This window comes from uncultured Lamprocystis sp., from assembly GCF_903933125.1.
Taxonomy (GTDB): Bacteria; Pseudomonadota; Gammaproteobacteria; order Chromatiales; family Chromatiaceae; genus Thiodictyon.
In genome coordinates this window covers 1-14,134 of the sequence record NZ_CAIZIZ010000414.1, presented here as the reverse complement: position 1 = coordinate 14,134, position 14,134 = coordinate 1, and the positions used below count along the sequence as shown (strand labels likewise).

Below are 14,134 nucleotides of genomic sequence, written 5' to 3'. Positions count from 1 at the left end.
CTGCGCTTATCCACCCTACGAAACCGGCTCCGTTGTAGGGTGGATAAGGCGCGCCGCTCGGTCTCAGGGACTCGGCACGGCGGTCGCGCGCGCCGCATCCACCAGAGGTCGCGCGGTGCCGCCCAAATTTGGAATTGCTGAATCGAATCAACCACATCGACGCTTGGAGAATGACCAATGCAATTATCCATCCCTGAAGAAGCCATCGCCGATCCGGGTCTTACCGAGGATGTCCTGCTGCGGGCGCTTGCCGTCGCGCTCTATCGGCACGGCCGGATCACGGTCGGCCACGGCTGCAAGATGACCCGGCTGTCGGAGATCGAGTTTCAGCGCCTGCTCAGCACCGAAGGCGTGGATCTGAGCTATCCGGAGCACAGCCTGGACGACGATTTGGCGACCCTGCGTTCGGGTCTCTAACCGATGAGCAAGGCGGCCGAGATCCATGTCAGCGACACCACGGCGATCACGAACCTGGCCGCCATCGGCATCCTCATCGAGGCCAAGCGCCGCGGGTTGATCCAGGCGGTGAAGCCCGTGCTGGACGAACTGCGCGCCAAGGCCGGGTTCAGACTTAGCAAGGCGATCGTCGAGCGGGCGCTACGGGAGGCCGGAGAGCCATGAATTCCGTCCGGATTGAACTGTTGGGCGGTGGCGCGACCCGCGGTAGGTCGGGCTTCAGGCGAACCCCGCGGCCGGGTTGCCAGCCAGGCCCAGTCGGACGACAAACTCCGATCGACAGCGTTCCGCGGATCGGCGTTTGGCAGGTGCCATGTACTTAAGGTGGTTTACGGAACACCGGAACCACCCACCATCGATTCGTATGTAGGTGCGACTGAAGTCGCACCTACACTTACCGGTATCCAAATTGTCGGAAATCGTCTTAACCGGCCGGGAAACCCGCCCGGAATCGACTTCAGGAGACCAATGATGCAGACGGTGCCGTAGCCGCGCCGGGCGAGCATCTTGGCGACCGGCCCCTGGGGTTGCCGGATCAGCGCGGAGAGGATGTTCGTATCGAGCAGGTAGCGCAGCCCGTCCATGGCTTAGAGGCGGATATCATCCAGGGGCAACAGTCCCTCGTCCGCGTCAGGGAAGAGTTCATCGAGCGACGCCCACCCGGCGAGCAGGGTGGCGAGGTCCGGCCGGCGCTTCACCGGTTCGACGATCAGACGCTCGCCGTCCTTGCGAATGGTCGCCTCGTCCGCGTCGAGCGTGATTACCATCAACCAGACGCCCCTGGTTGAAATTCACCATCGTCGCGCCATTTTCGATCTTCAGATGAACCCCGCCATCCAACTCACCCTGAACCAAGCCTTCGAGTTCCTGCTGAATGTCGCCGTGGTGCGCCCGGTGTTCTTGTGGGGCGCGCCGGGCATCGGCAAGACCGCCCTGGTCAACCGCTTCGCCAAGGAACTGGGGCTGGAATGCGTGTCCTTGTTGGGCAGCCAACTGGCCCCCGAGGACTTGCTGGGGGTACCGCAGATCGACGGCGATTGTTCGCGCTTTTTTCCGCCCGCCAATATTGTGCGTCGGGAGCCCTTCGTGCTGTTTCTGGACGAGCTCAATGCCGCCAGCCATGAAATCCAAAAGGCCTTTTATTCCCTGATCCTGGATCAACGGGTGGGCGAGTATCGGTTGCCGCAGGGCACGCTGGTGATCGGGGCCGGCAACCGCGCCAAGGATGCGGCCATCGTCAAGCCGATGCCCTCCGCGCTGATCAACCGCCTCGCCCATATCCATTTGCGCGCCGATCATCGGCAGTGGCTGGACTGGGCGATCAATCAGGGCGGTATCCATCCCTGGGTGGTCGAGTACCTGCAACTGCGGCCGGATCATCTATGGAGCGAGCCGCCGAAGCATGAGGAGCCGTTTTCCACGCCGCGCTCCTGGCACATGCTGTCGGACGCGCTGCATTCGTTCAGCGGCACCATGGACAATACCTTGCTGGAGGCCTTGGCGTTCGGCCTGCTCAGTCCACCCCATGCCGGCCAATTCAAGGGGTTCCTGAAGCAAATCCAGCAGAAGCATACTCTCGCCGCCATCCTCAAAGGCGACGCGCATTGGCCGGATGCGCCCGGTGATCGCGATATCCTCTATTTCCTGGCGCAGTCGCTGCGCGGACTACTGCGTAAAGAGTTGCCGCAGGACGAGGCCGACCGGCGGGGCGAGCACCAGCAATTGGCGATGCGCGCCAAAGACCGGCTCAAAGAGCTGGCCCGCATCAGTGTCGAGATCGCCCAGTCGGTGTTGGCGGAAGATGACGAGGGACGACGCCTGCCGACCTGGTTCCTGGTGGAGGTCGCTCGCGACCTGCCGCGTCTGGCCGGACACGACAAGGCCAAGGCCTGAACCATGGCCCGCCCGCGACGCCCCGATCCGGCGCAAGCGGCCCGCGATGCCGGGATCGCCTTGCTGCGGGAGAAGGCGGTGCTGTTGCCCTTGCTCGGGGACATCCATTTCATACCCGACAAACCCCACCAGTTTGTCGCTGATCAGGGCTGGCTGGCCGTCACGCCCAAGGGGTCGGTGTATCTGCATCCGACCCGGCGCGCGGCACCCGAGGAATGGGCGCGGGTGATCGGCATCGCCGCGGTCTGTCTGGGCTTCGGCATGGTGCGCGGGCGTCCGCCGCAGGACTTCTGGGAGACCGCCTGCCTGCTCAGTGCCGAGCGGTTCTGCGAGGAGTTGAAACTGGGGCAACTGCCGGAGGTCTTGTGGCACGGGCCGGTCCTGGTTCCTGCCGGAGGCGAGGACGCCTTGTTCCGCCGTTGGTGTGCCGATGGACTGGAGCCGTCCCTGGCACAGTTGCATCGGTGGTGGTGCGCGGACCGGCCGCTGTTCGTGGGGCTCGACGTCCAGGGCAGCGACCGGTGGCGCAAGCCGCCGGACTGGCCCGCCTTGCTGGCGGAGGGCATCGCCCAAGGGGTGGGCCGCGCCTTGCGGGTGGTCGGGGGGCGGGAGACCGCGGCCGGCCAGGTCACCGTGGCCGACAGCCCGGCCCAGCGAGCCAAGCGCCGGTTGATGGACAGCTATCCCTTGCTGGGCGCCCTGGCCGCTGGTTTCGACCTGGAGGAAGGCTTGGCGCAATGCCGGCAGTACGACATCCAGGTGGCGGCCATCGATGTCGGGGCCAGAAGGATTTGGATGAACCCGGCGGCACGCCTGACCCATGCGGAGGCGCTCTTTGTCTTCGCTCACGAGTTGCTGCATGCCGGATTGAACCACGCTTCCCGGCGGCGCGGGCGCGACCCCTTGCTGTGGAATGTCGCCTGCGATTTCCTGATCAACGCCTGGCTGATCGACATGGGTGTCGGGACGCCGCCCGCGTTGGGGCTATTGCACGATGCCGCCTTGACCAAGCACAGCGCGGAAGAGGTCTACGATCTGCTGGCGCGCGATCTGCGCCGCGCCCGCAAACTCGCCACGCTGCGCGGCCCCGGCCAGCCGGATATGGTGGGCGAGGCACGGGACGGACCCTTTGTGGACGCCGAGGACTACTGCCGCCGCGCCCTGGCGCAAGGGCTGGAGCGGTGTCTGTTCGGCGGCGGGCGCGGCACCATCCCGGCGGGGCTGATCGAGGAGATCCGCAGCCTCAGCCAACCGCCGATCCCCTGGGATGTGCGGCTGGCGGACTGGTTCGACGAGCGGTTTCCGCCGCCGGAAGTGCGCCGGAGCTACGCCCGACCCTCGCGCCGCCAGTCCGCCACCCCCGGCATCCCCCGGCCGTCACCACTGAAACCGCCGGAGGAGGAGCGCAAGAGCCGGGTCTTTGGCGTGGTGCTCGACACCTCCGGATCGATGCCGCCACAACTGCTGGGCAAGGCGCTGGGCGCCGTCGCAAGCTACAGTCTCGCCCGTGACGTGTATGCAGTCCGCCTGGTGTGTTGCGATGCCGCCGCGTATGACAGCGGTTGGGTGGAACCGGAACGCCTGCTGGAGCGTTTTACGCTGAAAGGTCGGGGCGGCACCGTGCTGCAACCGGGAGTCGATTGCCTCCGCCGTCTCGCCGAGCGCGGCGAGTTTCCCCGGCAGGGCCCGCTGTTGGTGATTACGGATGGGGATTGCGAGGACGCGGTGGAGATCGTCTTCGACCACGCCTTCCTGCTGCCGGAGGGCCGGCGCCTGCCGTTCGCGCCCAAGGGGGAGGTGTTTACAGTGAAATGAAAGAAGCGCACCAGGCCGGCCGGGGTGTCGATCCGCAGCGTCATCATGATCCGGGCGCGGTAGGTCTCCACCGTCTTGGCGCTGATGCCCGGAGTTTCGGCGATCTCTTTGGTACGCCAACCCTGGGCCATGAGCCGCAGCACCTCGCGCTCACGCTTGGTCAGCAGCGCCTGGTCCAGATCCGCGCTGCGCTGCACCGCGGCCGTGCCCACCTGGCCTCCTCCCGAAACCGCCCGAAGGCTCCCCGTTACCCATCGATCCCCGCTGTTCGGCTGGGACGCCTGGCCGTCGATCAAGCCTGCCGCGGCCAAGGTCTCGGCAGCGCCTGATTGGCCGACGCTTTGGCACGTGCCGCTCGTTCGGAGATCGCAGCCTTTGCCATGAACGTGGACGCCAAGGAAGAGGCCGCCTTGGCGTTCTACCTTCACCACGGTTAGACAGGCGTTTCCGCACTCGTAGCACCGCTCCGCAGTGCTACGCACGCTTCGGCGCTCGGCGCCATGCGCTGTCGGAAGCGAATCCCAATGAGCTTTACGATTCGGCGTCGGCGTCGGCGTCGTGGTCGACGCGAAGCCCGAGGCACGGGCGTTCTATCTTCGCTATGGGTTTGAGTCGGTGTCGGTGGTCGTGGGTGTCCTGCTCGATCGCCCGGAGCTGATACCGATGTTTCTACCGCTGTCGACGATTCCGTGCCCGGACCAACAGTGAACGGCACGCCGTATGACGCGTGGCGTCCTTGTCACCGTTGGGGTGCGTTTGCCATCTCGGCAAGACTTGGTCGGCAGACCGGCCACAGGGCCTCACCGCCCGCCTCCAGATGGCACAGATACGCCCGCAGGTCGAACTCGTACTGACCGTAGCCAGGTTCCATGTGGGCACACAACTGGTAGAACGCCTTGTCGTGCTCCCGTTCTTTCAGGTGGGCGAGCTCGTGCACCACGATCATGCGCAAGAACTCAACGGGCAGGTCGCGGAACAGGCCGGCGATGCGGATCTCGCGCTTGGCCTTGAGCCGGCCGCCCTGCACCCGCGAGATGGCGGTGTGGGTGCCGAGCGCGTGCCGGACCACGTGCAGCCGGTTGTCGTAGTTCACCCGCGACAGCGGCTCCGCCTTGCGCATGAAGGCCGCCTTGAGTTCGCTGACGTAGGCGTAGAGCGCCGCGTCGGTGCGCACCCCGTGCGCCGCCGGGTAGCGCCTCGCCAGCAGCGGGGCGAGCCGGCCCTCGTCTATGAGCCGGCGCACCTGGGAGACCAGCGGCTCGGGATAGGCGGAGAGGTACTTCATCGTCGTCATCGTTATGGCCTCGGCCCGGGTGCGCGCTCGAAAGTGGAGCAGAAATAGACTGGAACAGAGTATTGCACCCGTAACCGCCCCAAGTGAGGAATCCCAAGAGGAACCCCGGACCGGACGCCATGCCGAAATTCTCAGACCTGTACGTGAAAAACCTAACGCCCCAGGCCGCCCGTTACGACGTGCGCGAAGGGCAAGGCTTCGGGGTCCGCGTCTCGCGCGATGGGGGTAAGGCGTTTTTCTTCATCTACACGTTGCAAGGCAAGAAGCGACGCATGACTTTGGGGCAGTATCCAGCGGTCACCCTCAAGGACGCACGCAATATCAACCTGTCATTCGATGCGGGCGGAAATCTGGTTGAATTGGTTGTCCTGGAAGCGCGCGAAGCCGGGTTGTTACCGGCGCTGCTGGATACCAGAAAAGCCGCCTGAGGAATGGTGGGCCGTCTAGGACTTGAACCTAGGGCCAAGGGATTAACCATCATGTGTTTCATAACATCAAGTACATGTTTTACAAACATTAGACAAGTGCGCCACGAGTTCAAGGCGCACTTACGGCGCAGTTAAGAAAAAATGGGGTCGAAACCGGGCCGGGTTGCCAGTCTTGGGGCGGATATCTCGGATGTCTCGGGTATCGCTGGGATCGCGGAACCGGGTCGGGGATGTCACTTGGGTGGAGTCTAAGGGTCAGCAGTCAGGCGAATCTTCAGAAGCCGGAATCTGGTTAAGGGCAGCGGTTTGCTGGTAAGTCATCGGCCCGAACAAAAAAGGACCCCATGGCCCACGGGCCGTGATGCCAGCAAGGTGTTCGCGGATCGCCCCTATCAGCATGATAAACCCGCTCTCTTGCGCCATTGGGAGCGCTTCCTCGCGGGGCAGATCAGGGGCGGCAACCAAGATAGCAAAGGCATTGATCGAAAAGAAGTAAGGTGGGTTTTCGCTTTTGGATTCGTCAAGCGTGACGGTCAATTCCAGGGCGAAAGCGTCCTCCCTACCTTCGATCGGCGAGCACGACAGCGTTGGCACGATCAGGCTGCCGTCGCTCGGGCCGGTCGGGACGTGGCCGGGGTTGGCCCTGACTACTGTTTCCGTGAAGAAATAGCGGTCAAGCTGCAACGGGAAGGTATCCATGCGCCCCCTTGGTGGCATGGTTCGCCCAAACCGACGCGGCAGCGGCAATCGGCTCCGGTTCGTTCTGCACGATACCAAGCCACTGCACGCGCGCGTATCGCGGCGTAAGGTGCAAATGGAGCGCCCCGTCTACCGCGGCGGCAAGTTCGACCATGCTCTTGATTGTCAGGTTGCTGTCGCCGCGCAGAATTTTGGTGACATAGGCTTGACTGGTTCCTAGCCTGTGCGCGAGTTCAGTCTTGGATATGCCTTGCTGTTTCATGCGTCGCTCAACGCACACGGCAAACCCGATCTTAGCGTCTTCGGTCAGATAGTCGGTATCGTCGGCGAGATCGCGATACCACTTAAGGGCGGCCATCTCACTCATTGTCGTTCTCCACAAGGTCGATTTGTCCGACCTTCTTTGCGGTCAGATATCGGTTTTTCGCAGCGACCGCCGCGGTTACCTCGGCGGGTTTCACCTTCTGGGACATCTTGACGGTGCCGTGTGTCAGCACCGTCAGGTGTTCTTCATTGTCCATGAAGCAGAACACACGCAAGGCGCCCTTGCGAAATTCCCAGATGCTCTCTTCGCGGTTTGCCAGGTGGAACTGCTCTTCCGTCAAGCCTTGGCGCCCATGTTCTGCGTACCGCCGGAACAGCGCTTTGAAGCCCTTTGCGCTTGCCGCCATGTTGGCTGGCTGCTCCTGCAAGAACGTCAGCACACAGTCATCGCCCAAGACGCAGGCGACAATCCGTCGATTTACATGCTCCAAGATCCGTAGCCGCAAAATTTTAACTCATAAGTTAAGTACAAGTGAAGAAAGTTTCAAGGGCCAGCGTCTTCCGTCTCTCCCGCCCCCCACATGCCCCGCGAAGATCAAGAGTCGCACCAGATCACCCCCGGCGGTCTTACCATGCTAACAATTTAGTTGATTTATACCGAATTCTGTTAATTCAGTTTGCAAGATGATACTAGGTTTCCTCATCGGCGTTGTCGTGCACCTAACTTACACAGAGCGAGGCTAATACTTACACGTCATCAGCCTACGCAAGGCGAACAAGCATGAAATCTGATACTTTGCAAAAGGGCTTTCCCGCGAACGCTGAAGTTGGGAAAAGCTGATCGCTGAGGCGCCCGGCGAGGATCGCCCACCGACCCGAGCGGAAACCGCCGCCCGGCGCAATGCCGTTGTTGTCCGCGAGGGTGGGATTTCCGCGATCCGCGCGGCACTGGCCGCCCGTCGCTGCGGTCCGCAGTTGAGAAGCGCAAGGTCCTGGAAGCATGGGCCGAACAGATGAAAACCATTTGCTACGCCGACGACGACATCCTTGCAATCCGCTTATCAGATGCGCCCATCGTCAAAGAAACGTCGCAGGGGATGACTCTTACCCGCCTGGGTGGAAATCCCGACGAGATAGGATGGATCAAGGGCGGGCAGCTTGATCATGGATACCTTCACCAACGCACCGGCCCCGCGCGGCCGGCCGGGCGAACCTGCCCGCAATTCTGACCCCAGCCATGACGCCGCCGCGACGCAAGCCACAAGCCGGGATTTAGCTGTTGCCACAGGTCACCTGAATGGCGCGGTTAACAGCCACGTTGTCCGGCTGGCGAAGGAGAATGGCTCGACCACGACACCCGCTGCGCGATTCGTTCACTTCAACAACGCCACCGCAAGGGCCATCGGATTGCCCAAGTCCGATGCGACGGTCATTGCGGCCCTGCCGATCGAGGATCGCGCCATCCCCGAGAGACCAGCCAAACAACACCGCTAAGCCGGGTAAAGGCTGATGCGGCTCGGTTGGCCAGGAACAGGCTCCGGCGGCAGGGTTCAAATCACGGCCACCCTGGCATGCGACCGTTGAATCACTATCGCCATCTCGACCATCGGGTGGTCGCGTTGTCGGCCCCCCATTGCCGCACTCCCGACGCGCGGCAGGTCCCTGACGCCGAGCGCCACATATGACCCCTTGTTGAGCGACCCGATCACTCGTGAATGATCAGTAAGTCACGGTGCAACTCGATAAAATGATGAGATTCCAACGCGGTTTCCACGGCCTGGATATTTTCGCACAGCAAACGCTCCAGATCCGCATTCCCCAAATTTCCAGTCGCAATCAACAATAACCGGGCCGGACGCCCTTGGAGAAGGTGTGAATTGACGAAATCGGCGTCTTTAGTGACCACGATCCGATCATCCCTGCAGGCGAACTCAGTGATCGCAGCGTCCGAAGTCCGATTTCCTCCCGCCAGATCGAGCGTGTGCAAGGCGTCATGACCGCGTGCCGCCAGCCAGCGCGCCAGACGCTTAGGCAATTGGGCATCGACGACGAATCTCATGCGGCCAGCGGGACGAGGTGCTTAGTGTGGGCAATCCGAGCGGCAAAGGCCAAGGCGGCAAGAATGTCTTCGCGGGTCAGATCCTCGTAGTCGGCTAGGATGTCGTCGATGCTCATGCCGCCCGCAAGCCACTCCAAGACCGTCTCGACCGGGTAGCGGAGTCCTCGGATGCAAGGCTTGCCGTGGCAGATGGCCGGGTCCATGGTAATTTGCTCGATCATCGCTGGACTCCCGGGTCCCCAGACTCATTAGCGCTTGAGGGAATGGTGGGCCGTCTAGGATTTGAACCTAGGACCAAGGGATTATGAGTCCCCTGCTCTAACCGCTGAGCTAACGGCCCGTAAAGCAGTTTGGCTGACCGTCCATGGTGCATCGATTATATCGGCATTCCTGCCGTCTTGGATTCGCCACGATGAGTTTCGTGGTCTTATACAGGCGTCGAACGCGATAACCGGGTGTAGGGGCGGGTTTCAAACCCGCCCCTACGCCGTGACCGGCGATCAGCTACGACGGCCATCGCCACGAACATCACTCGGTATCGAGGAAACTCTTGAGCTTCTCGGAACGGGTCGGGTGACGCAGCTTGCGTAGTGCCTTGGCTTCGATCTGACGAATGCGCTCGCGGGTGACGTCGAACTGTTTGCCGACTTCTTCGAGCGTGTGGTCGGTATTCATGTCGATGCCGAAGCGCATACGCAGGACCTTGGCTTCACGCGAGGTGAGGCTGGCCAGCATGTTCTGGGTGGCCTCGCGCAGACCGGCCATGGTGGCGGACTCGACCGGGGAGATGACGCCGGAGTCCTCGATGAAGTCGCCCAGATGCGAGTCCTCGTCGTCGCCGATCGGGGTCTCCATGGAGATCGGTTCCTTGGCGATCTTGAGCACCTTGCGGACTTTGTCCTCAGGCATTTCCATGCGCGCGGCCAGCTCTTCCGGGGTGGCCTCACGGCCCATTTCCTGGATCATCTGCCGGGAGATGCGGTTGAGCTTGTTGATGGTCTCGATCATGTGCACCGGAATGCGAATGGTGCGCGCCTGATCCGCAATGGAGCGGGTGATCGCCTGGCGAATCCACCAGGTGGCATAGGTCGAGAACTTGTAGCCGCGACGGTATTCGAACTTGTCGACCGCCTTCATCAGGCCGATGTTGCCCTCCTGGATCAGGTCCAGGAACTGAAGCCCGCGATTCGTATACTTCTTGGCGATGGAGATGACCAGACGCAGGTTGGCCTCGACCATTTCTTTCTTGGCGCGGCGGGCCTTGGCCTCGCCGATGGACATCTTGCGATTGACTTCCTTGATCTCGCCGACGGTCAGGAAGTTTTCGCGCTCGACTTCCTGGAGCTTGCGCTGGGCGCGGCGGACATCGTGAGAAAACTCCACCAGACGCGCGGCGAAGGGCCGCGTCGCGGCGAGCTGCTGCTCCAGCCACTGGGGGTTGGTCTCGTTATCCGGGAAGCTCTCAATGAATTCCTTGCGGGGCATGCCGGCCTGGTCGACGCAGGCGCCCATGATCGCCTTTTCCTGGGAGCGGATGCGCGAGATGGTGCCGCGCAGGATCTCGGCAAGCTCCTGAAAGACGTTGGCGACCAGTTTGAACTGCAGGAAGACCTCGGAGACCTCGGCCATGGCGGCCCGCGAGCGGGGGTCGTCCCGTCCGTACTGTTCGAGGTTGACCTTGAGCACGTCGAAGCGATCACGCAGCAGTTGCACCCGGCGCGCGACTTCGACCGGGTCCGGCCCGGTATCGGCGACGGCCACGGCTTCCTCATCGTCTTCGGAGGCCGGCTCTTCGATATCCGACTCGGTATCCGCTTCGGCCACGACCTCCGGCACCGGTGCCGCCACCGGAGCCGGCACCGGAGCCGGCACCGGTTCGGCATCGGGGTCGTTGAACCCGGAGATGACGTCGGCCAGCCGGGTTTGTTCGCGTTCGACCCGATCGAAGATTTCGATCAGTTTCTGGACCGACCGGGGGTAGACGGACAGGGAGGACAGAACCTGATTGAGGCCCTCCTCGATGCGCTTGGCGATCTTCAGTTCGCCCTCGCGCGTCAGCAATTCGACCGTGCCCATCTCGCGCATGTACATGCGCACGGGGTCAGTGGTGCGTCCGAACTCGCTGTCGACACTGGCCAGGGCGGCGGCGGCGGCCTCGGCGGCATCGTCGTCCGAAACGGCATTGTCCGTCAGGGTCTGGTCGATGATGTCAGGGGCGGACTCATGGACCATGATCCCCATGTCGTTGATCATGCGAACGATGTCTTCGATCTGCTCGGGCTCGACGATGCCGGGGGGCAGATGGTCGTTCACCTCGGAATAGGTCAGGAAACCCTGCTCTTTGCCTTTGGCGATCAGCTGCTTCAGCTGGGACTGGTGCTGTTCTTGATCCATGGGTTACCTTTGCCGTTCTCTGGGAGAGTTATCAGGCAGACTTGAGGCCGTGCGCGGAACTACGCATTCTAGCACAGAATGTCAAGCTCTCTTAAATTTTTCAGCGTTCTAGCGCAGACGTGTCCGCGCCTGGGCGTGGTCACGATCCATTTGCTCGCGCATCTCGTCGCTCCACTCCGCGGTGCTACGCCGATTCAGCGGCTGCAAGCGCTCGGCGTCCCGCACGTCTTTGCTCAGCCCCTGCAGTGCGCCGATCAACTCCGCCGCCAGTCCCTCCTCCGGGACGTCACGCAGAAAGGGTTCCACGCTCAGTCGCTGGAGATACTCAAAGTGCGGATGGTCGCGCCAGCGCTCCATCAGAGTCGCCTTATTGATGCCCGGATACGCGGTGATCGCATCGAGCAACTGGGCCAGGACAGCGACTCCCGGATTCTCCAGTCGACGCCAGTCGTCGGCCTGTTCCGCGGCCGCGGGCGCCAGCTCGGGGTGGTCGAGCAAGAGCGCGATGGCCTGCGCCACCCGACTCGGCCGCGTCGGCCGCTGGACCGGGGTCACCCCGCGGCGTGGACGGCTGCGACGGGCACCGGCGCTCGGCGCCATCCTCGCCTCGGCCTCATGCGTCGCCAGCGTACCTTCCAACTTAGCCCGGTAGATGCCGGCGCCTACTTTCTCAATCAAGGGTTTCGCCAGATCCACCAGACGGGCGCGACCATCCCGGCTGACCATATCCACATGAGCGGACAGGTGCTCGAAAAGGTACTCGTCGAGCGGCTGGGCGCGGGCGAGCCGCTGCTCGAAAGCCGCCTGACCCTCGGCGCGAATCAGGGTGTCCGGGTCCTCGCCATCCGGCAGAAAAAGAAACCGCAGCGACTGACTGCCGGTCACCAGACGGTGGTTCAAGGCCGTTTCCAATGCCTTCCAGGCCGCGTCGCGCCCGGCACGGTCGCCGTCGAAGCAAAACACCAACTCCGGCGCCGAGCGCAGCAGCACCTGGAGGTGGTCGACAGTGGTTGCCGTGCCCAGAGTGGCAACCGCGTAGTCGATGCCGAACTGCGCGAGCGCAATGACATCCATGTACCCTTCGACCACCAGCAGCCGTTCAAGTTTGCGCCGCGCCTGCTGGACTTCGTAAAGCCCATAGAGCTCGCGCCCCTTGTGGAAGACCGGTGTCTCCGGGGAGTTGAGATATTTGGGCTTGCCGTCGCCGAGCACCCGCCCGCCGAAACCGATCACGCGCCCGCGGCGGTCCCGAATCGGGAAGATCACGCGGTCGCGAAAACGGTCGTAGCGCTTGCCGTCCTGCTCCGTGATGAGACCGGCCTGAAACAATCGCTCGCGCTGCGTCGGGCTCTCTCCCAATTGCGTCAGCAGCAGATCCCAGCCGGGCGGCGCATAGCCCAAGGCATAGCGCCCGGCGATCTCGCCGCTCAGGCCGCGGCCCTTGAGATATTCGATCGCGCGGGAGGCGTCCGGATGCTCACGCAACTGCAGGCGAAAGATCTGGGCGGCCTGATCCAGGATGGCATACAGCGGCGCGTGGTCGGGGCCGACCGGCGCCACTGCCGCCTCGCCCGGCACCTCAAGCCCGGCCTTGTGGGCCAGTTCCTCGATTGCTTCACGGAAACCGAGCCGGTCGTACTCCATGAGAAAGCCGATGGCGGTGCCATGCGCACCACAACCAAAACAGTGATAAAACTGCTTCTCCTGGCTGACCGTGAAGGACGGGGTTTTCTCGTCGTGAAAGGGACAACGGGCCTGAAAGTCCTTGCCCGCCTTGCGCAACTGCACCCGACCGCCGATCAACTCGACAATGTCGGTGCGTGCGAGCAGATCATCGATAAATTGGGATGGAATCCTGCCGGCCATGCACGCAGCCGGCTTCAGGCACCGAGCCGCCGCTTCACCATGGCGCTGACCGCGCCCATGTCGGCACGTCCTTGCACCTGAGGCCGCAACACGGCCATGACCTTACCCATGTCGCTCATGGCCGCCGCGCCGCTGGCGGTCACCGCGGACTCGACCAGGGCGGTCAGTTCGGCCTCGCTCAGGGCCGCCGGAAGGTAGCCTTGGATGACCTCGACCTCGAAACGCTCCACGTCGACCAGATCCTGACGACCGGCCGCACCGAACTGCTCGATGGAATCCCGCCGCTGCTTGACCATCTTGTCGAGCACGGCCAGCACCTGGGCGTCATCCAGCTCGATGCGTTCGTCGACCTCGCGCTGTTTGACGGCAGCGAGGATGAGGCGAATCACCCCGAGCCTGACCTTGTCACCCGCCTTCATGGCGGTCTTCATGTCGGACTGGATTTGCGCCTTGAGCATAGTCTCGACCTACTGCGGCATCAGGCCGCGACCGACTGAACTTCCGGGAGGATGGCAGGGCTCGGACCGCGGCCGAGACCCCGAGCCCAAGCGACCGTTAGTACGGGCGTTCCCAGCGACGCGATTCGCGCTGCAACTTTTTGTGATGACGCTTCACAGCCGCTGCCTTCTTGCGCTTACGCTCGGAGGTGGGCTTTTCGTAGAATTCACGGCGACGGACCTCGGCGAGCACACCTGCCTTTTCGCAGGAGCGCTTGAACCGCCGCATGGCGACCTCGAAGGGCTCGTTATCTTTGACGCGGACGCTGGGCATAGATGTCCTTCAGACTCCAGACGATAGGTTAGGCGAAAATAAAGACCGCTGATTTTAGCTGAAACGCGGGGGTGATTGCAAGGGATACAGTCGCCCGCGCGCCGGCCCTGGGCATCGTTCCGGCCACTGGAGGTCGAGGCTTTAGCCGGTCCGGCGTGCAGGCACCACTGATTTTCTTTAAGATCTCGGGAATCG

Annotated in this window: 17 protein-coding genes, 1 tRNA gene and 1 pseudogene; 6 read left to right on the top strand and 13 right to left on the bottom strand. The window is 62.9% G+C overall.

From position 1 onward, the window contains the following. Positions 1–177: 177 nt before the first annotated feature. A complete protein-coding gene (locus tag QZY03_RS22105; protein WP_295584648.1) occupies positions 178–417 on the top strand; it encodes a UPF0175 family protein in 240 nt (79 codons plus the stop codon). A 3-nt stretch (positions 418–420) separates the two neighbouring features. Next, positions 421–621 (top strand): DUF3368 domain-containing protein, encoded by a 201-nt coding sequence (locus QZY03_RS22100; protein WP_295584647.1) that lies wholly within the window; start codon positions 421–423, stop codon positions 619–621. A gap of 422 nt (positions 622–1,043) precedes the next feature. On the opposite strand, the gene QZY03_RS22095 is transcribed toward QZY03_RS22100, so the two are convergent. After that, positions 1,044–1,223 carry an AbrB/MazE/SpoVT family DNA-binding domain-containing protein gene (locus tag QZY03_RS22095; protein ID WP_295584646.1) on the bottom strand — a complete coding sequence of 60 codons (180 nt, stop codon included), beginning with the start codon at positions 1,221–1,223 and terminating at the stop codon, positions 1,044–1,046. A gap of 55 nt (positions 1,224–1,278) precedes the next feature. Between QZY03_RS22095 and QZY03_RS22090 the strand changes: the two genes are divergently transcribed. Further along, on the top strand, positions 1,279–2,349 hold the full coding sequence (locus QZY03_RS22090; RefSeq protein ID WP_020503834.1) for a MoxR family ATPase: 1,071 nt from the start codon (positions 1,279–1,281) through the stop codon (positions 2,347–2,349). A gap of 3 nt (positions 2,350–2,352) precedes the next feature. Continuing rightward, the gene (locus tag QZY03_RS22085; RefSeq protein ID WP_295584644.1) at positions 2,353–4,164 is read left to right on the top strand and encodes a hypothetical protein; all 1,812 of its coding nucleotides are present in this window, start codon (positions 2,353–2,355) and stop codon (positions 4,162–4,164) included. 65 nt (positions 4,165–4,229) lie between these two features. Here the strand turns inward: QZY03_RS22085 and QZY03_RS32240 are convergent. Both QZY03_RS32240 and QZY03_RS22075 read right to left on the bottom strand, forming a co-directional pair. Beyond that, positions 4,230–4,295, bottom strand: a pseudogene (locus QZY03_RS32240) (hypothetical protein); the annotation flags it as partial. Positions 4,296–4,903: 608 nt separating this feature from the next. Continuing rightward, positions 4,904–5,458, bottom strand: coding sequence for a YgjP-like metallopeptidase domain-containing protein (locus QZY03_RS22075; protein ID WP_295584642.1), 555 nt, complete (start codon positions 5,456–5,458; stop codon positions 4,904–4,906). 119 nt (positions 5,459–5,577) lie between these two features. On the opposite strand from QZY03_RS22075, the gene QZY03_RS22070 reads away from it, so the two are divergent. Then, positions 5,578–5,886, top strand: coding sequence for an Arm DNA-binding domain-containing protein (locus QZY03_RS22070; protein WP_295584641.1), 309 nt, complete (start codon positions 5,578–5,580; stop codon positions 5,884–5,886). A 255-nt stretch (positions 5,887–6,141) separates the two neighbouring features. On the opposite strand, the gene QZY03_RS22065 is transcribed toward QZY03_RS22070, so the two are convergent. Genes QZY03_RS22065 through QZY03_RS22055 form a run of 3 tightly spaced genes read right to left on the bottom strand, consistent with a single transcriptional unit; the run spans position 6,142 to position 7,289 of the window. Next, entirely contained in the window at positions 6,142–6,585 is a 444-nt protein-coding gene (locus QZY03_RS22065) for a hypothetical protein (protein ID WP_020507197.1), read from the bottom strand. Then, complete coding sequence (locus tag QZY03_RS22060) at positions 6,560–6,952, bottom strand: helix-turn-helix transcriptional regulator (protein WP_295584640.1); 393 nt, start codon at positions 6,950–6,952, stop codon at positions 6,560–6,562. The genes QZY03_RS22065 and QZY03_RS22060 overlap by 26 nt, the downstream gene beginning before the upstream one ends. Then, the gene (locus tag QZY03_RS22055) at positions 6,945–7,289 is read right to left on the bottom strand and encodes a type II toxin-antitoxin system RelE/ParE family toxin (RefSeq protein ID WP_295584638.1); all 345 of its coding nucleotides are present in this window, start codon (positions 7,287–7,289) and stop codon (positions 6,945–6,947) included. Before QZY03_RS22055 ends, QZY03_RS22060 begins: the two co-directional genes overlap by 8 nt. Before the next feature lie 724 nt (positions 7,290–8,013). Here QZY03_RS22055 and QZY03_RS22050 point away from each other — a divergent pair. After that, positions 8,014–8,343, top strand: coding sequence for a hypothetical protein (locus QZY03_RS22050; protein WP_295584636.1), 330 nt, complete (start codon positions 8,014–8,016; stop codon positions 8,341–8,343). A gap of 211 nt (positions 8,344–8,554) precedes the next feature. On the opposite strand, the gene QZY03_RS22045 is transcribed toward QZY03_RS22050, so the two are convergent. The 7 genes from QZY03_RS22045 to rpsU form a co-directional block, all read right to left on the bottom strand. Further along, positions 8,555–8,908, bottom strand: coding sequence for a DUF5615 family PIN-like protein (locus QZY03_RS22045; protein WP_295584635.1), 354 nt, complete (start codon positions 8,906–8,908; stop codon positions 8,555–8,557). Beyond that, on the bottom strand, positions 8,905–9,129 hold the full coding sequence (locus tag QZY03_RS22040; protein WP_295584634.1) for a DUF433 domain-containing protein: 225 nt from the start codon (positions 9,127–9,129) through the stop codon (positions 8,905–8,907). Before QZY03_RS22040 ends, QZY03_RS22045 begins: the two co-directional genes overlap by 4 nt. Before the next feature lie 43 nt (positions 9,130–9,172). Further along, a tRNA-Ile gene (locus QZY03_RS22035) sits at positions 9,173–9,248 on the bottom strand. A gap of 188 nt (positions 9,249–9,436) precedes the next feature. Beyond that, on the bottom strand, positions 9,437–11,302 hold the full coding sequence (gene rpoD, locus QZY03_RS22030) for an RNA polymerase sigma factor RpoD (protein ID WP_295584633.1): 1,866 nt from the start codon (positions 11,300–11,302) through the stop codon (positions 9,437–9,439). A gap of 108 nt (positions 11,303–11,410) precedes the next feature. Beyond that, entirely contained in the window at positions 11,411–13,168 is a 1,758-nt protein-coding gene (gene dnaG, locus QZY03_RS22025; RefSeq protein ID WP_295584632.1) for a DNA primase, read from the bottom strand. 14 nt (positions 13,169–13,182) lie between these two features. After that, the gene (locus QZY03_RS22020; RefSeq protein WP_295584631.1) at positions 13,183–13,626 is read right to left on the bottom strand and encodes a GatB/YqeY domain-containing protein; all 444 of its coding nucleotides are present in this window, start codon (positions 13,624–13,626) and stop codon (positions 13,183–13,185) included. Positions 13,627–13,723: 97 nt separating this feature from the next. Beyond that, positions 13,724–13,939: a 30S ribosomal protein S21 gene (gene rpsU / locus QZY03_RS22015; RefSeq protein ID WP_020507204.1), complete on the bottom strand. Its 216-nt coding sequence runs from the start codon at positions 13,937–13,939 to the stop codon at positions 13,724–13,726. Between the last annotated feature and the right edge of the window lie 195 nt (positions 13,940–14,134).